This is a genomic window from Microcoleus pseudofavosus SVA1_A4, from assembly GCF_036700565.1.
In the GTDB taxonomy this organism is placed as follows: Bacteria; Cyanobacteriota; Cyanobacteriia; order Cyanobacteriales; family Microcoleaceae; genus Microcoleus.
Map to the genome: position 1 here is coordinate 65,635 of NZ_JAUBPE010000012.1, position 18,414 is coordinate 84,048.

Consider the following 18,414-nt stretch of genomic DNA (forward strand, 5'->3'; position numbering starts at 1 on the left):
GAGTGGCACTTGCGCTTGTTCCTCAACTATAGTCAACGCGCCAAACATAGTCAACACATTAGAGACTATAATATAACTTTATACTTTTTTCATAAAGTTGTGCAAGAAGACTTCCGACTGATCGTTGACTTAGTTCTAGTTCTCGCTGCTGCCGCAGCAGGAGGACTCTTTGCATCGCTGTTGCGACAGCCAGTAATTCTCGGATATCTCCTCGGAGGGATCGTAGTTGGGCCGGCTGGTTTGGGGTTGATTAAAGAATTAATTCAGGTAGACACCCTGGCTGAATTCGGGGTTGCCTTTCTGTTATTTGCCTTGGGAGTAGAATTTTCTTTCGCCGAACTTCAGAAAGTTAAAGCCATTAGTTTGGGCGGGGGGGGCTTGCAAATTGTGCTGACGATCGCGATTACTACTGCAATTTCCTTGGCTGTAGGCTGGGTAGAATCGCCCGCCCAAGGCGTGTTTTTAGGAGCAATTCTGTCGCTTTCCTCGACAGCAGTTGTACTGAAGTGCTTGATGGAACGCAATGAAGGCGGTACTTCCCACGGTCAAGTCATGCTGGGAATATTAGTAGTTCAAGATTTGGCCTTGGGGCTAATGCTAGCAGTTTTGCCGGCCCTCAACCAGCCAGCAGAAGCGATCGGCATGACGGTAGCGTGGGCCCTGCTGCGGATCGGGTTATTTGCTGCCGGTGCTGTAGTCGCGGGCATTTGGATGGTACCGCAGTTGCTGCGCTACCTCGCAAAAACAGAAAGTCGGGAACTGTTTTTGCTGGGAGTTGTGGTTTTGGCTTTAGGAATTGCACTGCTGACAGAATATTTGGGTTTTTCGATCGAGATGGGCGCATTTGTGGCGGGTTTAATGATTTCGGAGGTGGAATATGCCGACCAAACTCTAACTTATGTCGAGCCTTTGCGAGATATTTTTGCATCCTTATTTTTTGTCACCATCGGAATGTTAATCGACCCAGTGTTTCTCTGGAACCATCTAGAAGTAATTCTGGGACTGGTATTTATAGTATTTGTCGGCAAATTCTTGATTATAACGCCGATCGTCCGATTATTTGGCTATCCGCTAAAAACAGCATTGATCGCAGGTTTGGGCTTAGCTCAAATAGGAGAATTCTCCTTTGTACTCGCTAGTTCCGGCCAAGCTATGGGGCTGGTTTCGCGGAACGTTTACCTGTTAATTTTAGGAACGACAGCCGTCACCCTCGTGCTGACTCCGTTTGTATTGAGAAGCGTGCCGCAGTTATTGAAATGGGCGGAAACTTTCGGGCCTTTGCAGCGCTATTTTGACGAAACATCTCAACCTGTGGCAATAGCTGAAACTTTACCGGAACAAAATTATGTTGTGGTTTGCGGCTACGGGCGAGTCGGCAGAATTTTAGTCAAAATGCTGCAAAGCCGCAACTGTTCAGTTGTGGTGATCGACGAGTCAGAAAGTAGAATTCAAGAGTGCAGAATGCAAGGAATTCCTTACATTTACGGGAATGCTGCCAGCTTGCACGTATTGGAAGCCGCCCGGGTGGAACGGGCAAAAGCAATGGCGATCGCCCTTCCCGATCCCATGAGCACTCGCTTGTGTCTGAAGCGGGCTTTAGAATTAGTCCCGGATTTGGATATTGTGGTGCGGGCCAATCAAGATAAAGACATCGAACTGCTTTATCAACTGGGGGCCTGGGAAGTCGTGCAGCCGGAGTTTGAAGCCAGTTTAGAACTGTCTGCCCACTTGCTGGCTGGCATGGGGATCTCGGCAATGGCGATCGGGCGGGAAGTGCAGCAAATTCGCAGCAGCCGCTATCTGGAATTGCGGCCGCCGCGCGAACCTTTGGCGGTTTCGCGGGATTTGAAAGTGGCGGTTCGAGATATGAACAGCGAGTGGTACAGTTTGCCGTTGGGTTCTCCCATCGCCGGAATGACTCTGGAAGAAACTAACTTGCGACAGTTGACAGGGGTCAGCGTGATGGCGATCGTCCGCAAGAATGGGGAGGAAATTGATTATCCCAACGGCAAGACTGCTTTGCAGTCGGGCGATCGACTTTTTGTAGTGGGAGAACCGGAAGAACTCATCAGTTTTGAGTTGCTGGCGAAGGGGGAAGTTGCAGTGCCGCAGGGCGACAGTTCTTGCCAGTGGCTGAGGCTGCCAGCAAACAGCCCTTGGGCGGGCAAAAAACTGTCAGAGGTAGATGTGCTGAGTCAGTACGGGGTGCAGGTGCGGGCGATCCGCCGGGAAGGGAAATTTACTCGCTGGCCGGACGGAACTACCAATTTGCAAGAGGGCGATCGTTTGCTGCTGTGCGGCGGCTTCTACGAGCTCGGCTTGATGCAGCGGACGGCCTCGCCGCCGGTGCCGCAATCTGCTTTAAAGCTGCCTTTTGTCACCGCCCAAGTCAGCGAAAAGCTGTTTAGCGATTAGTCAGTTGGCAGTTGGCAGTTGGCAGTTGGCAGTTGGCATTGGGCATTATCTCAATTCCGGCTGCGCCGGAATGATATAGAGGACACGGCAGTGCCGTTTCCCTACCGCGATCGATTGTAGGGACACGGCAGTGCCGTGTCCTCCGTTTATATCATTCCGATGCTAACGGATTTGATATTAGTCATTAGTTAACAGTCAACAGCTAACAATGCCCCATGCCCCATGCCCCATGCCCCATGCCCCATGCCCCATGCCCCATGCCTCATGCCCCATGCCCACTCTCCTCACCCGTTGATTTTGATGTAAGCAATTGCTTGTCGCGAAACCAGAATTTGTTTTTCTGAGGCATCGAGGAGGCAAATGCAGCTATGATCCTGCCAAAAAATTCTGCCAACTAGCAAATCGCCTGTAACGAGTTTTAGTTCTATCTGTTGTTTGTCTTTGATGTAGCTTTGTATTAGGCGAACGCTGGGCAATCCGGTCTCAAATTCAGACATACTGGGAAATGGGTAATTTGATCGTTAGTCATTAGTCATTAGTCATTAGTCATAGTCGCAGACTGAGGACTCAGGAGATGCGGAGGGACGCAAATGACAAATCGCACAGGAGAAATGACAAAGGACATTAGAAGTCTATCAACTAATCAGTTTTTACCAAAAGGGGTTTGTTTTTATGCCGATCGAGTTTGCGAAGTATCACGGACTGGGAAATGATTTTATTCTGATTGACAACCGCCACTCGTCAGAACCGGCGATTACACCAGAACAAGCTGTGGAGTTGTGCGATCGACATTTTGGCATTGGCGCAGACGGCGTGATTTTTGCTCTTCCAGGGCAAAACGGCACTGACTATACGATGCGGATTTTTAACTCCGACGGTTCGGAACCGGAAATGTGCGGCAACGGGATTCGCTGTTTGGCTAAGTTTATCGCCGATTTGGAAGCGTCAGAGGCGAAAACTCAGTACCGCATCCACACTCTGGCGGGTGTCATTAGCCCGGAATTGCGATCGGACGGTCAGGTTAAGGTGGATATGGGAGTTCCCCGGCTGCTGGCTGCGGAAATTCCGACAACTTTGGCCGCACCGGATGCCAAAGTTATTGATGTGCCGATCGAGGTAGCGGGTAAATCTTGGTCTGTTACCTGCGTCAGCATGGGCAATCCTCACTGCATTACTTTTGTAGAGGATGTTTCGGCTGTTGCTTTAGAAACTGTCGGGCCTCAATTCGAACACAACCAAGCCTTCCCGCAGCGTACCAATACCGAATTTATTCAAGTGGTACGTTCGGACTATGTAAAAATGCGGGTGTGGGAAAGAGGCGCAGGTGTTACTCTAGCTTGTGGGACTGGTGCTTGTGCTGCTGTGGTAGCTGGGGTGTTGGTAGGGAAGTGCGATCGGGCAACTGCGGTTGAACTCCCCGGCGGCGTTTTGGAAATCGAATGGGCAGAAGTTTCTGGACGGATTTACATGACCGGGCCGGCACAGCGAGTATTTACTGGTTGTATTAGTGATTAGTGATTAGTCATTAGTTATTAGTCATTAGTCATTGGTCATCAGTCATTGGTCATTGGTCATCAGTCATCTATGGGTGGTTTAAGGCAGTTTTTTGTATAATTGACAAAAAATTGAAATTGGATAATTCAAAATTTTTCTTGAATTCTGACTAAGGTCTTCCCCGTTGAGAACTAATTGGCTGCGGACTAATGACTACTGATTACTGACTACTGACTAAAATCTCATGACTGATGACTAATGACTAATGACTAATGACTAAAATCTAAAATCTAAAATTAAGTAGGTGGGCTTGCATGGCTGGAGGTATTTATCTGATTCAGGACGACGACAGGCTGGTAGAAATGATGGAACAGCCCTACGACTCGGAAGACCAGTTACAAGACTTGCTAGTAACTTATCCGAATTTGATCGCGGGAGACCAAATCGATCGGGCGACGGCGCGCAGGTGGCTGTTAATTTCGCGGGAAGCAGCAGTGGCCAGCGATGAGGAAACAGCGGTGCAGTGGTCGCTGGATCATTTGTTTCTCGACCAAAATGCAGTTCCTACTTTGGTGGATGTCCGGCGAACTCCTAATGCCGAGCTCCGACAAAAAGTTGTGGGTCAGTCGATCGACTATGCTGCTAATGCGTTGTTTTACTGGCCGATAGATTCGATTATTGCTCTGTTTGAAGCTAATTGTCGCGATCGGGGTCGCGATCCCGAACAGATTTTTGAAGAGTTTCTCGGTGCGGATGCTAATGAAGACCGATTTTGGCTGAAGGTTAAAACTAATTTGCAAGCGGGTAAAGTTCGCTTAGTGTTTGTAGCTGACGAGATTTCCGCTGAAATGCGCCGAGTTGTGGAATTTCTCAACGAACAAATGGACCCGGTTGAAGTTTTGGCCTTGGAAATTAAGCAGTATGTAAGTGAAGACGGTTTGAAAACGCTGGTTCCCAGAGTGATCGGTCAGACAGCCGAAGCACAGCAGAAAAAATCCAGCGCAACGCGCGAAAGAAGGCGCTGGGATGAATCTTCATTTTTTGCGGAAATCAAAGCTAGACGGGGCGCGGACGAGGCGCAAATGGCAAGAGCAATTTACCTTTGGGCAAAAAGTCAAGAACCCGAAGTTCAAATCCACTGGGGAACGGGGGATGCCTACGGCGGTTTCGCCGCCCAATTGCCTCAAAAGGGAAGAAAACCCTATCAGTTATTCACTGTAGATATTGCTGGCAGAATGGAGATTTCTGCTAACAATTACGGTTCCGGGCCGCCGTTTAATGCGGAACAAAATTGGCTGGAATTGAGAAGCAAGCTGAGTTCGATCGGTCTGTCGCTGCCTATAGAACCGGGCGAGAGAAGGTCGCCGAGTCTGGCTTTGTTTACTTTGCAAGATGAATCTGCACTGAAGCAAGTTATGGAAACTTTTGATTGGATTACTAATGAAATAAAAAAAGCGTAGTTATTGGGAATTGGGATAGGGCATGGGGCATGGGCATTCGTGTCAACTTAAGCTTTTGGTCCACCAGTCCTCCCGCCCACCCGTCAGTCCGCCAGGGAATGAATTCCCTGTCTAATAGCTAAAGTCCTCTCAAAGAGGACTAATGAGTTCTTCAGTCCTCTTTGAGAGGACTTTAGCTTTGAGGCAGGGGTTTAAACCCCTGCCGGACTATCGGTTTGATGTTAAGTTGATACCAATAGGGCATGGGACGCAGCCTACTTACTTCACTTTCTTGAGAACCGCTATAAATGGTTTCAGAGAAAAGTTAAGAGCGTAGAAGGGGAAGTTCCGGTTAAAATAGCTCACCAAAACAAGTAGAGTAAGTTTATGATGGTGTTTGAACTTTGTGCAAAACTTGTGGGAATTGAAGAAGAGTTATTTTATATTGGTTTTTCGTCCGGGGAGGATAACGAACATTATTTTGTTATGCAAAGACATGAATTTCATAAAGAAGATGCTCTTCCCAACGTAGGGAGTGTTTACTGGGAGATAGACGATGAGGGTTGGGGAGAATATGGAGGAATTAAAGAAGTTACTTTAAAGCGCGCTCAATTAATTGTTCGTTTCGATCCTTCAAGACCCAACGCTCATACAGATTCTGATGAGGCAAAAATTGCTTTTTCTGTAAATGATTCAGAATTTCAGAAGTTGCAGAACACCTTGCAGAAGATAATGCTGGGTTATGAGGATAGGTTGAATTTAATTAATTAGTCAATTGCGTCAAGATTGTACTTGAAATTAAATGCCCCATACCCCATGCCCCATGCCCAATTCCCCATTCCCAATAACTAATATCGAATATTAGCTTGTTTCAAACGCCGCAATGCTTCTCCCAGTCGATCGCAATCTGCAATTAAACTAATCCTCACATATCCTTCGCCACCAGGGCCGAAAGCATTGCCAGGAGTCACAACAACACCAGTTTGCTGCAAAACATTCAAAGCAAAATCAGTCGAACTCATGCCCGGAGTGCAGGGAACCCAAAGATACATTGCAGCCAGAGGTTTAGGAATATTCCACCCTAACTCTGCCAATCCTTCCACCATGAAATCCCGGCGAGTCCTGTAACGATTCTGCACTTCGTGCAAGTAACTGTCGGGCAATTGCAGTGCTGTTTCTGCTGCTGTTTGCAATGCGGAAAATATACCGTAATCTAGGTTAGTTTTTAATGTCCGCAAACCTTGGATAATTTTGCTGTTTCCTACTACAAAACCGACGCGCCAGCCGGCCATATTGTAGGTTTTGGACATCGTGTGAAATTCAACACCGATTTCTTTACCGCCGGGAATTTCTAATAAACTTGTCGGTTGATAGCCGTCAAAGGCTAATTCCGCATAACACAAGTCGTGAACCAGCAAGATTTGATGCTTGTGTGCGAAAGCAACAATATCTTTGTAAAATTCGCGGGGTGCAGTCGCTCCAGTCGGATTGCTGGGATAATTGAAATAGAGTATTTTGGCTTGTTCGGCTACGCTGTCGGGAATGTCGGCTAAGTCAATTACCCAGTCGTTTTCTGGTTTGAGGATGATGTTGTGAACTTTTGCACCGGCGATTATTGGGCCGCGAAATAATACGGGATAAGCGGGACTCGGTACTAATATTACGTCCCCTGGATTGATATAGGCGATCGCAAAATGTGCTAAACCTTCTTTTGAACCCAACAAAGGCAATGCTTCGCTTTCTGGATCGAGTTCAACGTTGTAGCGGCGGCTGTACCATTTAGTAATAGTACGGCGGAAACTGGCAGTTCCTTCAAAGGGTGGATAGCCGTGATTTGCAGGATTTTGGATGGCTGCGACGGCGGCTTCTACTACTGGTTGAGGAGTGGCACCGTCGGGGTTTCCCATTCCTAAGTCTATTAAATCGAGTCCTTGTTCGCGGGCGCGGGCTTTGAGTTCGTCGAGACGGGCAAATACGTAGGGCGGTAGTTTTTGCAACCTGTCAGCAGGGGTAATCCAATCCAAGGTCATTTATTTTTTGTCAGTTGTCAGTTTTCCTGGTTTGTAGTAAGGACTTTCGTCCTTGCTAGCACAGCCTTTTCAGGACTTTAGTCCTTACTACAAACTGTTTTAATTCTTAATCTTTAATTCTCCCACAGGTGCGGTGGTAGAAACCATCGCTGCCATTAATTGTTGGGGAACAACTTTAAAAGGCAGTCGGTGGATGTCGGAATTGGGATTGCAGGCTATGTCGGCGGCGCGCTGCAATTCTGTGATGGTAATGTCTCCGAGTCCTAGGTTGTCTAAAGTTTGGGGCAATCCAATCTCGGCGTAGAATTTTAGGAGTTGCTGTCTGGCGCTAGCGGCGAGTTGATTGTTTTGCAGCATTTCTTCTAGTCGCAGTTGTACTAAAATGCCGTAGGCGACTTTTTCGCCGTGCAATGTGCCGTGACTTGCTAATAGATGAGTTAGGCCGTTGTGGACGGCGTGGGCGGCGACGGTGCGGCATTGGGCACCGCCAATTCCGCCGATTACTCCTGCTAGCAATACGGCTGCATCTGTGACTTCTTGCCAGGTTTCGCTACCGGGTTCTTTGAGGGCGGCGGCTGATTTTTGGAATAATATATCGCGCAGTATTCTAGCTTGTTGAACGGCCGAAATTATCAGAGTTTGTTCGGAGTGTCCGCTGCTGACTGATGCTTCGTACCATTTGGCGATCGCATCTCCAATTCCTGCTACTAATGTCCGCTGCGGTGCGGTTTGAATTAAGCCGTAGTCGAGTATTAATAAGTCGGGACATCTGGCTAATGTGACATCGTATTGGAATGCACCTTGTTCTGAATAAATGTTAGAAAGGGCTGTCCAAGCGGCACAGGTGGCTGCTGATGTGGGTATGGTGACGATCGGGATTTTGCACTGATGGGCGACGAGTTTGGCTGCGTCTAAGGCTTTGCCGCCACCGACTCCGATGATGAAGTCCGCTTGATGGGTTTGGGCTGCTGCGCGGAGGGTTTCGAGGCTGGTTTCGCTGCAATCCTTGCCGTAGGCTGTTTCGGCGGATTTTAACTGCTGCTGTTCGAGGATTGGTTGCAGGTAGGGTTGGGCGGCGGCGAGGGAGTTGCTGCCGCCGACGATTAGCGGCCGCTTTCCGAAACGGGCGATCGCATCTCCGGCTTGTGCGATCGCCGATCGACCCCGCAATACACAGGCGGGAGCAATTGTCAAGGAATAAATTGCAGTTGGGGTGGGGGTTTTAGTGCTTTGGGTTTGAGTCATCGAACCACTGGATAAGTGACGAGAAGGTTGACGCTTTGCAGGATTGCTGGATTTTCTAGGATAACTCTAATCTATGCGAACATGGTAAGTTTTATAAAGTTTTTATTAAGTATTGTTGGGGGGTTGGGGGACGGGAGGGGGGAGTTGAGGGGAGTTGGGGAGTTGAGGGCGATCGGTATAATAAATTTATTGCAAAGCATTGAGTAGGCAGAATCCCACTTTACGACACGATCGGGAAAATGTACACTCATTAGCTTTACTTCTGTTCGTAACCTATCGCAAAATCTTGTTCTAGTTCAATGAAAATTAGTCTGACACAACCAATTGACCGATCGACAATTTTGATACAGCTTGAGTTGAGCGATCTTTGTATCATAATTCATACATCTGTTCTATTCGATTTTTACGAAACACTCTACATTTGGTTGGGTCAAATTCGGGACTCCCAATTGCCAGCATCAACGAAATTTTACGAGGGTGGCTACTTTATAGAATTAATCGTCGAGAGAGCAAGCAATGACATCCTATGGTTTACGATAGACCAGCAAAAGTATGAATATGAAACAATACATATCACTACTGCAACTAAACTTGATGAATTACTCAAAGCTTTCCATGACGGAATTACTGAATTTGTGAAGCATGAGTATCGTCCATCAGACTGGTCATTCATTGATAATTTAAGCAACATCAATTGGGGCGCTTTACTCAAGTCGCCAACTATTCCCGGTCAGAATTGGCAGAAACGTTTATTAATGAGTAAGTTGAGAGCATACGACGGAAAAATAGAGCAGAGTGAAGACCCAGAGGAGCGAGCATCGTGGAAGCAACTAACACCCGAACAGCAATGGTTAATTGTCTTACGAGATGTACTAATTGCAGTTATTCCTGTTAACAATCGAACGCCTAGCATAATAGCACTGCTAAGCCTATACCGAACTCTGCCTGTAGATATTGCGTTGGGTGAGATAGACTCAGATTGGTATGAAGGACGTAGGGTTGCGTTAAATAGAGAGTATGAATTAGACAAAATGCGATCGTTTAGCCAACAAGAAAAAGAATGTCGCCACATTCTCACAACGACTAGGCTCAAAATGCTGAGAGTTGGGCAAATTGTTGATGGGACTGTAAAAAGAATTAAACCTTACGGTCTGATCGTGGATATTGGAGGAGTTAATGCCCTACTACGTACTTTTGCAATTTCTCAAATGCCCGTTGAGCAACTAGATTTAGTCTTTAAGCATGGCGATTGGGTTAGGGCTATGATTGTATCGATGGACATTGAAAGAGGTCGAGTTTCACTTTCAACCAGCGAATTAGAGGTTGAACCAGGTGATATGTTAAAGCAACCCTGGAAAGTCTACGAGACAGCGACTGAAAAACAACCATAAAAAGCCAGTTAATTCGTTAAAAATATGCTAATATGCTCAGAAAGCTAGTTGGGGCGATCGACATTCCTAATTTTATGGACGATAATCAACACATTGTACAAAGTTCCTCACCTATTTGATTTTAATCATTGGAACTCGGCTGCTTTTTCCGGCCAAACACACCCGACATACTTAAACCGGTCACTAGCAAGCCAATCATTCCCAAGCCGTTTAAAATTGGGTAAATTGCTTGCAGGTGAAAGATTTCACCTGTATGAATTTTCAACAAGAATCTCGATGAAATTTCTATACCGAGCGGCCACTCTCGGACAATTGTTATCACCATTCCAGTCAAGACAGTCAGCGCGATCGGCAAAGCAACAATCAGGCCTAGAATGCGGTGGTACTTGCGAAATGCTCTCTTCATAGTGGTTGAAAGTTTGGGAATACTGAGGTTATATAAGGAGCGAGCGTTGAGTGCTTGTTTCTGAGTAATTGCGATCGCATAACTCTCACAGGACTTACGCACTCCGACGCACAGAAACCGGATATTTTAACTTTTATTCAAGGTTTGAACCAATTACCGGAGTTAAAAAACTCGGTTTCTGCGTCTCAGACTGTAGAATCAAGCACTCACCACTGAAATTTAGGACTTAGGAATGCTACTGATAGTCTTTTCCAGCGACTGCAATTGAGCCAGCACTTGGTCTTTACTGGGCGGAGACTTTTTGAGTTCAGTCATCACTTTTTCTGTGGTATCCTCAACTGCATCGTAGCTTTTAGGAGCTTTAGCTTTGATACCGTCTTCTACTTTCTTCCAGGCATTCTCAAATTTGTCAAATTCGGTTTTGGCTTTGGCAAAGTTTCCAGCCTGAACTGCTGCTTTGGTACTGGAAACCACACCACTCAATTCTGCATAGTTTCCTTGCGATGCTGCTTGCTCAGTTTTTACAGCAGTAGCAGCAGGAACCGGGGCGGGTGAAGTTGGCGGAGTGGAAGCTTCCTTAGCGCTGTCGCAACCAGCCAAAGCTATAAGGCTGATGGCGCTAAGGACAAGGATTTGATTAAAACGAGCCATGAAAAATCCTCACATAGATTGATACTAAAATCTATTGTGTCACAAAGAAATCAGATCCGTGGGAATAAATCAACATCCTGCGGGATAGTAAATTTTGAAGCTGGAAGCGGGCTGATAGTTGGGTAAGTTTGTTAGGTTTGGGTTGAGGGAGGAAACGCCACTAGATGATGGTTTGCCACTGTTGACCTGAATCCAGTGCAACCCAACCTATTGACTACCCTCTTGTGTGTTTTACAGCATATTCCATGTATATGCGGCACACACAATTTTGTAGTAAGTAAGGTGAGTCGCCACCCGTCAATCTGCAAGTTGCATTGAAGCATAGAACAGCGACGCACCCTACATAACACGTACCACACAATATAGCTTTATAGTGTACTTCATGAACCTGGAATATGCTGTATGTTCAGAAAGCTAGTTCTGGCGATCGACCTTCGTGATTTTATGGACGATAATCAACACAGAGAATTAAACCTATTACTAATTCTTGCACAACCGTTTCAGAAACTTTTCCGATACATCTGACAAATCGCTCAGTAGTTACACTCCGAACTTGCAAAACATTGCCTGCTGAGTCTGCGTCTAAACAGTTTTCTTCAGTTCGCTGAATCAGAATCATGAAAGGGCGATTTTGAAATTTAGGTTGCCATGTAGCCACAGGAATTATAATCCGCATGGGCATAGAACTAAACATTTCCGAACTAATCACAACCGCAGGACGTGTTTTCTGAATTTCTTGTCCTCGGGTTGGATCGAGTTGTACCAGCCAAACCTCTCCTCGTTTTGGGTTAGCAGTCATACTCAGTCTCCCAGTCTTCGCCATCGAGTACCGAAAACTCGGTTAATTCAGGATATGTCAAAAAATCTTCGGCTGTAGCAGGTATAAATGGTGCTAGTATTTTATGACGTTCTGCTATTGGCAGGCTAGCAATTTCTCTAAGTGATAGCTTGAGAGTAGGTGCGGTTGTTGACGAACTGTTAGACTCAGAAATTTCGCTGGGTAACTGCTTTTTCTGTTCCGCTTTTTGCACGAGGAATTGTGCAAAATCGAGCACTTCTTGTTGTTTTTCCCTTGGCAACTGTCGCAGATTCTCTAACACTGCTTGCTCAAAATTAATTGTTTCTGACATTTCAATTACTTTCCTTAAGTGTTTGTCGGTTTATTTCTCGCGCAGTCAAGTTTTGTAGTTCCATGTTTGCAAATCGCGCCATAATTTTCATTTTTCCCTGTTACTTCACCCATCACACCGCCAAATCTTGATACTGCCATCATTACTGCCACTAACCAGAGTGTTTCCATCTGGGCTAAAACAGACCGAATTAATGGCTGAATGCCCTGTGAGAGTGAAAAGTGTGTGTCCATTTTTTAGATTCCACAGTTTGATAGTGTTGTCTCCACTACCACTAGCAAGAATTTGTCCATCCGGGCTGATGGCGACAGACTTAACATAGTCTGAATGCCCTGTAAGAGTGCGAATTACCTGTCCGGTTTTCAGATTCCAAAGCTTGATAATGTTGTCTGCACTACCACTATTAATAGTGTAGCAGGATGTTAGGAGGTATAATTCGGATGGTTGCCAGATATTCTGCACTTGTTGCTTTTTAGATTTAATTTCATCATTGATACTCCTGGACGCAGAAACCGGGTTTTTTACGAAAATAACGTTACATTTTTTACCGGCAGGTAAAATTCGCTCGATCGCCTCTTTCCCATATCCTAGAAAAATACAAGCACGGCCCAGGCTCAAATCAGCTCGGGATCGATCGCCTTCTCTGTGCGATCGCGCAGGAAACCATCCCTAGTTGATGATGGTTGTAACAGAATTTGTGGGATTATGATTTCTGTGCAATTAGCCTTCTTGCCTTCATGCCAACGAATGATTCTGACCTACAAATCCAAGCACGAAGAATTCTAGACGCGATTGCTTTCATTCCTTTTGAGCAATGTCAACCCTTGACCCGTGGGTTTGAGAGCATTCCTGCGCGTCCTGGCATTTATGTGATCGGGCACAGAACTGATGGATTGCTCTACATCGGTAAAACCAAGAGCTTACGAGGTCGCTTCAGTGGTGGGCACAAAGCTTTTTTGTGGGCATGGCTCGATAAATATAGCGATCAAGACATACGGATTGCAGTACAGACAATTTCTCACTGGCAGAACCCTGCGTTACTATTGGAGCTAGAAGCCATCATTCTAAGAGCTGCTGAACCCCCTTACAACGTCCAAATTCCAACTGAGATGTAAATGCCATGCAAGCCAAACTTCAAGAGCAACTTTCCCTCGCTGATGCCGAAGTTATTTTAGGACGTTTTCCTGAACGAATTCGTGCTGCCCTAATTGCTCGTGCTGCTGAAATGGAATATCCAATCGAAGCAGTCATTGAGATGGCGATCGCTAGTTTCCTTGACACAGAGGCATTAGGTTTTGCAGATTGCAAACCGGGACGCGGACAATAACAGCGTCAAGTGGCGATCGCCGCGCTCTAACAACCCGGTTGGAGCGGACTACCGAAAGATATTGGTGGTGATGCAAAAGTTATTTGTAGCCACTCAACCGGAACGTTGCTTTTGGCTGCAACAATGCTTCTAAATTATCTGCCAGTGTTTAATATTAAGCTATTCACCTCTAATTGCTTTAGTTCATTCTATGAGAAAGCCACAAACTGTTAAAGCTTTGGAAGACCTAGGACGGGTTCAACTCTCTAAGAGTTTTTTCATGCGTGAGTTTCTTTATTCAGAAATCTCTCAAATTGAAGGTATCCCTAACATTCCTAGCGATCCTGACTTGGCGATCGCAGCAGGAAAGAATTTGTGTGAGAGGGTGCTTGAACCAATTCAAGATGCCCTTGGTCGGATTAGTATCCGTTCAGCCTATCGTTCTTGTGCGGTGAACGCCAAAGGAGCAGAGAATAAAAATCAGTACAACTGTGCCAGTAATGAGGCCAACTATGCAGAACATATCTGGGACGTAAAAGATTCAGAGGGGTATATGGGAGCAACAGTATGTATTATTGTTACATCATTCATCCCTTACTACGAACGCACTCAAGATTGGACAGCATTGGCATGGTGGATACATGACCACATAGATGCTTATGCAGAAATGACCTTTTTCCCAAAGTATGCAGCGTTCAACATTAGTTGGCGCGAGAATCCTAATGTTTCAAAAGTAATTTATAGCTATGTAGAAAACCCGCACACTGGTAAGAAGAGCGGGTATCTGACAAAGGAGGGGATGGATAATTTCTTAGGTTTGCACGAGCAGTTTTACCAAGAATTTATCGATCGCTGACTAAACATCTTTTTGAACTTCTATGCGATAGTTGTAGCCCTGTTCGGTGAGGAATAGTTGGCGGTGTCGGGCAAAATCTTCCTCGCAAGTTTGTAGCGAGACTAATGTATAAAAGCTGGCATTGTGTCCGTCTGGTTTGGGGCGGAGAATTCGTCCGAGGCGCTGCGCTTCTTCTTGGCGAGAACCATACTTTCCTGATACCTGAATCAACACATCGGCATCGGGTAAATCGACGGCAAAGTTGCCCACGCGAGATAGAATTAATCCGGGAATCTCTTTGTGACGGAATGCTTCGTACAGCCGATCGCGATCTGCCTGTTTTGTCTTCCCCGTAATCAGAGGCAATTCGGTAATTTTGGCGATCGCATCCAACTGTTCGAGATACTCACCAATAATTAAAATACGATGTCCCGCTTCCTTTTGCAACAAACTTTGCACCACATCCAACTTACCCGGATTTTCAGCAGCAATGCGAAACTGGCTGCGGCGGGGCGCTAGGGCATATTCCATTTTTTCCGCCTCATTTTGGGCGACGCGGATTTCCGTACAATTCGCAGTGGCAATAAATCCCTGTCCTTCCAATTCGCGCCAAGGTACGTCATAGCGTTTGGGCCCAATCAACGTGAATACATCGCCTTCTTTCCCGTCTTCGCGAATCAATGTCGCAGTTAAACCTAACCTGCGTCGTGCTTGTAATTCAGCGGTGATCCGAAATATCGGTGCAGGTAATAGATGGACTTCATCATAAATAATCAGTCCCCACGATTCCGCATTAAACAACTCGAAATGCGGGAATTCATCATCTTTATTCGATCGATAACTTAGCATTTGGTAAGTCGATAGGGTGACAGCAGCCGTCTGTTTGGTGACACTGCTGTACTCAGCGATCGCATCTTCAGTTAAACTCGTCTTGTCTAATATTTCCCTGCGCCACTGGTGCACCGAAGTCAAACTGCTGGTGAGGATGAGTGTCTTTTGCTTTACCAAACTCATCGCTAACATCCCGACTATGGTTTTACCAGCCCCGCACGGTAGGACGATCGTGCCACTTCCACCTTTTACCTCCCCGTCCTGATAGAATGCCTCTGCTGCTTCTAGTTGATAAGCACGCAACTTAAAGGGCAAGTCCGCTAAAGTACGATCGCGCAACGCAATTGCTAACTCGGCACCTTCGACATATCCAGCCAAATCTTCTGCCGGATAGCCCACCGCTAGTAAAGCTTGCTTGAGTACGCCGCGATTCCCGGCATCGACTTGAAAGCAAAGATCCGAAATCCGCTTACCTAACAGCGGTTTTACGCGATCGTCCCGCACTAGCAACTCCGTCAGCGGGCGATCGGCAATCCGCAGTTGTAAATCGGGATTTTCCGCATCAATCCTTTCAATTACCGTCAATCCGTAGCGCGTACCAAGCAGTTCGATTTCCTGCGCTACCGATTCAGGAATGTCATATTTGGCATACTTTCGCAAAGCTGCGATCGCGTCTTCAACTGGCATTCCCGCCGCCCGTGCATTCCACACGCTGAGGGGCGTGATGCGATAGGTGTGGATGTGTTCGGGACTTTTGATTAATTCGGCAAAGGGGGCGATCGCTTCTCGCGCCTGTTGTGCTGTGGGGGCGTGAACTTCTAGTAAGATCGATCGATCGCTTTGCACGATCAAAGCATTTTCGGGAACATAATTCATAGTAAGAAGGAAGAAGGAAGAAGGAAGAAGGAAGAAGGAAGAAGGAAGACGGAAGACGGAAGAGGGAAAAAGGAAGACGGAAGAGGGAAGAAGGAAGAAGGAAGACGGAATAAGTTTGTTAGAACAGAAAAGTTTGGTTGATTTGCTCCAGTCCATGTTATAAGGTGCGTCGCGATTGAGATTGTCGATCTTTTTTTAGGATTTATCGCCAGCGACGCACCCTACAAATACTCAAAGTCCCCCTTTTTAAGGGGGATTTAGGGGGATCTGGACTCAGCTATAAACGAAAGATAAAAAGGTTTTCGGGTGATTTTTGACACTAATAGTATCAGGTGTATTATTTATCCCGCTGGGGTAAGACGTAGCCGATCTGCCGCAGGGCGTTGCGAAACTTAGTTTCCTGGGATAATGGAACTGCCAAAGTGCGATCGCCCGCTAGCTGACAGAATTTTTTGGTACGGGAATCATTGGCAATCAACAATGCTAAATGGGCGTTTTTACATTCGATTAACTTGACAGTTCCTGCATCTTGCAAACTATTCGCTCGTTCTGTAATATCCGTCAGAAATTGCTGTACGGTTTCGGGTAGCGGTTCGATACTTCTTGTCTCTAAAACTTCTTTAAATTCTGCTAGCGGGTATCCGGCTTCAATGGCGGTAAATAGCTTTTGTCGATCGAGTTGCCAGACGACATCTGAAACTTTTTTAGCATAGAGATCGAGGACGATCGCATCTGATATCGCGAAGCCTTCTCCTGCTACAACAATATCTAAATTGGGCAGTACGCGGAGTGTTTGACGGAACTCAATTGCTGGCGGGGTGTAATTGTCAGTCAATCCCAAACAGTAAGCCCCCAAAGCTGTCAGGCGAAAAGAAATTAAACCGTCGTAGCGGCTGAGAAATCTCAAATCGTCCGTTCCCCAAAGATCGTCAAAATCGCTGGGTACGAGGGACGGATCGGCATAGGCAACATCAATTATTCCCAGGGTAGCAACATACTCAAACAACAGGCAGCGCATATATCTTTCTTGCAGAATATGCCAATCGTGACTGCCGGAATATCCTAAGTTACCATACCCAAATTCAGAAATATAGAGATTGTCGGGATCGCGCGTTACTTCAAACCGATTGCCCGTTGCCAACATATACTTGCTAAATTCGCTAAACAGAATCCATTTACCGACAGGACATTCTGCTAGCCTTGAGGCGATCGCCTCTCTCCGCCCGGCCACCGCTGTCATGCCGCGCGCGCCCTTGCCTGTTTGTCCTTTAATGGCATCAATGCGGCGAAATTCATCAAAAGTGTTTGTTTTTAACCAGCGCTTCCATGCTGTCTGTAATCCTTTGGCAGGTGATTCTTGCAAAGCTTTCTGTCCCGCTTTGGTCAAAACTAGCTTTTTGCCCGATTGTTCGGCGAATTTGCTCGCTTGGGCGATCGCGGCCCAAGCAAAGGATTTGATGTTACCAACCTCGTAGAATATATCGCCCTTTTCCAAGGTAGCTTGGCGCTGTTCGTCGTTATAAAAATCACCCCCTTGCAATACGGCGGCGATCGCTTTCAGAGTTGCGGCACCAGGTAATGCGGTTTTCTCGCTAACGGCAACTTTGCCCGACTGAATCAGACGCAAAACTGCTTCCAAATCCTTTGGGGCTGCCCGTTCCATTTCACAAATTGTCAAAGGAAGTTCGTACTCGGATATCTCTCTTTGAGATGTACGAAAGTTATGTTTTTCTACACGAATTATAAAATTATCTGGCAGTACATCGCCAACCAGATTTAAGGAAGTTGCTTGAGGTTTTGGCACAAACTTCAGCAATTTTTCTTCAAGATCGTAGGGTATCGCAGTGCCGTAGAAGAACAAGCATAGTATGGATGGTTCTCGGTTGTATCCATAGCGATCGCTCATTCCCCAGTTTGGTTGTTGTCCGTACTTCGCCATAAATACATCGGCATCATAGCCACCACCTGACCCATGTATGACTTCTGCTACGGCCGCTTTTTGCAGGTCGTCTAATTGCGCCCAAACTTGCTTGAGTTTTTGTCCCTGCATTTGCTCTTTAATCCCAGCAACCAGGTCAGCTTTGCGGGTTAATTTACGATCGCCCGACAGCAGTGCATTCAGCTTTTTTAAATCTTCAACAATTATTCCTTCGAGTGCCTGTTCGAGGGTAGTAAGATCATCTAGGGTTTGGTAACGCGGCATAATTTTTGGCAATTCGCCTGCTGCTAAATTGTTTGTGCTACCAAATATAACAACTTTCCGCAATTTATAACTTGAATTTTTGTAACAAAATTCCGAAGTCTGGTTTAATATTTATTGTTAAACACGCAAATTTTATCTAATAAAGTACATAAGTAGGCGATC

General features: G+C 46.2%; 18 protein-coding genes. 8 read left to right on the forward strand and 10 right to left on the reverse strand.

Annotated features, from left to right (window positions below; translation table 11 throughout):
* Positions 1-99 precede the first annotated feature (99 nt).
* Positions 100-2,415 (forward strand): cation:proton antiporter domain-containing protein, encoded by a 2,316-nt coding sequence (locus QUA02_RS07710; protein WP_333026470.1) that lies wholly within the window; start codon positions 100-102, stop codon positions 2,413-2,415.
* A 284-nt stretch (positions 2,416-2,699) separates the two neighbouring features.
* Here the strand turns inward: QUA02_RS07710 and QUA02_RS07715 are convergent, their stop codons facing one another.
* A complete protein-coding gene (locus tag QUA02_RS07715) occupies positions 2,700-2,912 on the reverse strand; it encodes an Hfq-related RNA-binding protein (RefSeq protein WP_333026471.1) in 213 nt (70 codons plus the stop codon).
* Positions 2,913-3,087: 175 nt separating this feature from the next.
* On the opposite strand from QUA02_RS07715, the gene dapF reads away from it, so the two are divergent.
* From dapF to QUA02_RS07730, 3 genes are all read left to right on the forward strand, one after another.
* Positions 3,088-3,930, forward strand: a complete 843-nt coding sequence (gene dapF / locus QUA02_RS07720) for a diaminopimelate epimerase (protein ID WP_333026473.1) — start codon at positions 3,088-3,090, stop codon at positions 3,928-3,930.
* A gap of 293 nt (positions 3,931-4,223) precedes the next feature.
* On the forward strand, positions 4,224-5,369 hold the full coding sequence (locus QUA02_RS07725; protein WP_333026474.1) for a hypothetical protein: 1,146 nt from the start codon (positions 4,224-4,226) through the stop codon (positions 5,367-5,369).
* Between the two features lie 366 nt (positions 5,370-5,735).
* The gene (locus QUA02_RS07730; protein WP_333026476.1) at positions 5,736-6,119 is read left to right on the forward strand and encodes an Imm10 family immunity protein; all 384 of its coding nucleotides are present in this window, start codon (positions 5,736-5,738) and stop codon (positions 6,117-6,119) included.
* A gap of 77 nt (positions 6,120-6,196) precedes the next feature.
* On the opposite strand, the gene QUA02_RS07735 is transcribed toward QUA02_RS07730, so the two are convergent.
* Both QUA02_RS07735 and QUA02_RS07740 read right to left on the reverse strand, forming a co-directional pair.
* Positions 6,197-7,378 (reverse strand): aspartate aminotransferase, encoded by a 1,182-nt coding sequence (locus QUA02_RS07735; RefSeq protein WP_333026478.1) that lies wholly within the window; start codon positions 7,376-7,378, stop codon positions 6,197-6,199.
* A gap of 99 nt (positions 7,379-7,477) precedes the next feature.
* The gene (locus QUA02_RS07740; protein WP_333026479.1) at positions 7,478-8,623 is read right to left on the reverse strand and encodes an iron-containing alcohol dehydrogenase family protein; all 1,146 of its coding nucleotides are present in this window, start codon (positions 8,621-8,623) and stop codon (positions 7,478-7,480) included.
* Positions 8,624-8,922: 299 nt separating this feature from the next.
* Here QUA02_RS07740 and QUA02_RS07745 point away from each other — a divergent pair, with 299 nt between their 5' ends.
* Complete coding sequence (locus tag QUA02_RS07745; protein WP_333026480.1) at positions 8,923-10,014, forward strand: S1 RNA-binding domain-containing protein; 1,092 nt, start codon at positions 8,923-8,925, stop codon at positions 10,012-10,014.
* Between the two features lie 121 nt (positions 10,015-10,135).
* On the opposite strand, the gene QUA02_RS07750 is transcribed toward QUA02_RS07745, so the two are convergent.
* From QUA02_RS07750 to QUA02_RS07770, 5 genes are all read right to left on the reverse strand, one after another.
* Positions 10,136-10,420, reverse strand: coding sequence for a peptidase (locus QUA02_RS07750; protein ID WP_333026481.1), 285 nt, complete (start codon positions 10,418-10,420; stop codon positions 10,136-10,138).
* 219 nt (positions 10,421-10,639) lie between these two features.
* Complete coding sequence (locus QUA02_RS07755; RefSeq protein WP_333026482.1) at positions 10,640-11,071, reverse strand: hypothetical protein; 432 nt, start codon at positions 11,069-11,071, stop codon at positions 10,640-10,642.
* 442 nt (positions 11,072-11,513) lie between these two features.
* Positions 11,514-11,870 (reverse strand): type II toxin-antitoxin system PemK/MazF family toxin, encoded by a 357-nt coding sequence (locus tag QUA02_RS07760; RefSeq protein ID WP_333026483.1) that lies wholly within the window; start codon positions 11,868-11,870, stop codon positions 11,514-11,516.
* Positions 11,860-12,201 carry a DUF2281 domain-containing protein gene (locus QUA02_RS07765; RefSeq protein WP_333026484.1) on the reverse strand — a complete coding sequence of 114 codons (342 nt, stop codon included), beginning with the start codon at positions 12,199-12,201 and terminating at the stop codon, positions 11,860-11,862. The genes QUA02_RS07760 and QUA02_RS07765 overlap by 11 nt, the downstream gene beginning before the upstream one ends.
* Before the next feature lie 105 nt (positions 12,202-12,306).
* The gene (locus QUA02_RS07770) at positions 12,307-12,663 is read right to left on the reverse strand and encodes a WD40 repeat domain-containing protein (protein ID WP_333026526.1); all 357 of its coding nucleotides are present in this window, start codon (positions 12,661-12,663) and stop codon (positions 12,307-12,309) included.
* A 233-nt stretch (positions 12,664-12,896) separates the two neighbouring features.
* On the opposite strand from QUA02_RS07770, the gene QUA02_RS07775 reads away from it, so the two are divergent.
* The 3 genes from QUA02_RS07775 (at position 12,897) to QUA02_RS07785 (ending at position 14,363) form a co-directional block, all read left to right on the forward strand.
* Complete coding sequence (locus QUA02_RS07775; protein ID WP_333026485.1) at positions 12,897-13,316, forward strand: GIY-YIG nuclease family protein; 420 nt, start codon at positions 12,897-12,899, stop codon at positions 13,314-13,316.
* A 5-nt stretch (positions 13,317-13,321) separates the two neighbouring features.
* Positions 13,322-13,528 carry a hypothetical protein gene (locus tag QUA02_RS07780; RefSeq protein WP_333026486.1) on the forward strand — a complete coding sequence of 69 codons (207 nt, stop codon included), beginning with the start codon at positions 13,322-13,324 and terminating at the stop codon, positions 13,526-13,528.
* 190 nt (positions 13,529-13,718) lie between these two features.
* Positions 13,719-14,363 carry a peptidase M15 gene (locus QUA02_RS07785; protein WP_333026487.1) on the forward strand — a complete coding sequence of 215 codons (645 nt, stop codon included), beginning with the start codon at positions 13,719-13,721 and terminating at the stop codon, positions 14,361-14,363.
* Here QUA02_RS07785 and QUA02_RS07790 read toward each other — a convergent pair whose 3' ends face one another.
* Both QUA02_RS07790 and QUA02_RS07795 read right to left on the reverse strand, forming a co-directional pair.
* Positions 14,364-16,049 carry a DNA repair helicase XPB gene (locus QUA02_RS07790; protein ID WP_333026488.1) on the reverse strand — a complete coding sequence of 562 codons (1,686 nt, stop codon included), beginning with the start codon at positions 16,047-16,049 and terminating at the stop codon, positions 14,364-14,366.
* 337 nt (positions 16,050-16,386) lie between these two features.
* A complete protein-coding gene (locus QUA02_RS07795) occupies positions 16,387-18,315 on the reverse strand; it encodes a hypothetical protein (RefSeq protein WP_333026489.1) in 1,929 nt (642 codons plus the stop codon).
* Positions 18,316-18,414: the final 99 nt, after the last annotated feature.

Bases quoted from the DNA above. Each gene is read 5' to 3' on its own strand.
- QUA02_RS07715 (WP_333026471.1), bottom strand. From the start codon at position 2,912: ATGTCTGAATTTGAGACCGGATTGCCCAGCGTTCGCCTAATACAAAGC.
- dapF (WP_333026473.1), top strand. From the start codon at position 3,088: ATGCCGATCGAGTTTGCGAAGTATCACGGACTGGGAAATGATTTTATT.
- QUA02_RS07725 (WP_333026474.1), top strand. From the start codon at position 4,224: ATGGCTGGAGGTATTTATCTGATTCAGGACGACGACAGGCTGGTAGAA.
- QUA02_RS07730 (WP_333026476.1), top strand. From the start codon at position 5,736: ATGATGGTGTTTGAACTTTGTGCAAAACTTGTGGGAATTGAAGAAGAG.
- QUA02_RS07735 (WP_333026478.1), bottom strand. From the start codon at position 7,378: ATGACCTTGGATTGGATTACCCCTGCTGACAGGTTGCAAAAACTACCG.
- QUA02_RS07740 (WP_333026479.1), bottom strand. From the start codon at position 8,623: ATGACTCAAACCCAAAGCACTAAAACCCCCACCCCAACTGCAATTTAT.
- QUA02_RS07745 (WP_333026480.1), top strand. From the start codon at position 8,923: ATGAAAATTAGTCTGACACAACCAATTGACCGATCGACAATTTTGATA.
- QUA02_RS07750 (WP_333026481.1), bottom strand. From the start codon at position 10,420: ATGAAGAGAGCATTTCGCAAGTACCACCGCATTCTAGGCCTGATTGTT.
- QUA02_RS07755 (WP_333026482.1), bottom strand. From the start codon at position 11,071: ATGGCTCGTTTTAATCAAATCCTTGTCCTTAGCGCCATCAGCCTTATA.
- QUA02_RS07760 (WP_333026483.1), bottom strand. From the start codon at position 11,870: ATGACTGCTAACCCAAAACGAGGAGAGGTTTGGCTGGTACAACTCGAT.
- QUA02_RS07765 (WP_333026484.1), bottom strand. From the start codon at position 12,201: ATGTCAGAAACAATTAATTTTGAGCAAGCAGTGTTAGAGAATCTGCGA.
- QUA02_RS07780 (WP_333026486.1), top strand. From the start codon at position 13,322: ATGCAAGCCAAACTTCAAGAGCAACTTTCCCTCGCTGATGCCGAAGTT.
- QUA02_RS07785 (WP_333026487.1), top strand. From the start codon at position 13,719: ATGAGAAAGCCACAAACTGTTAAAGCTTTGGAAGACCTAGGACGGGTT.
- QUA02_RS07790 (WP_333026488.1), bottom strand. From the start codon at position 16,049: ATGAATTATGTTCCCGAAAATGCTTTGATCGTGCAAAGCGATCGATCG.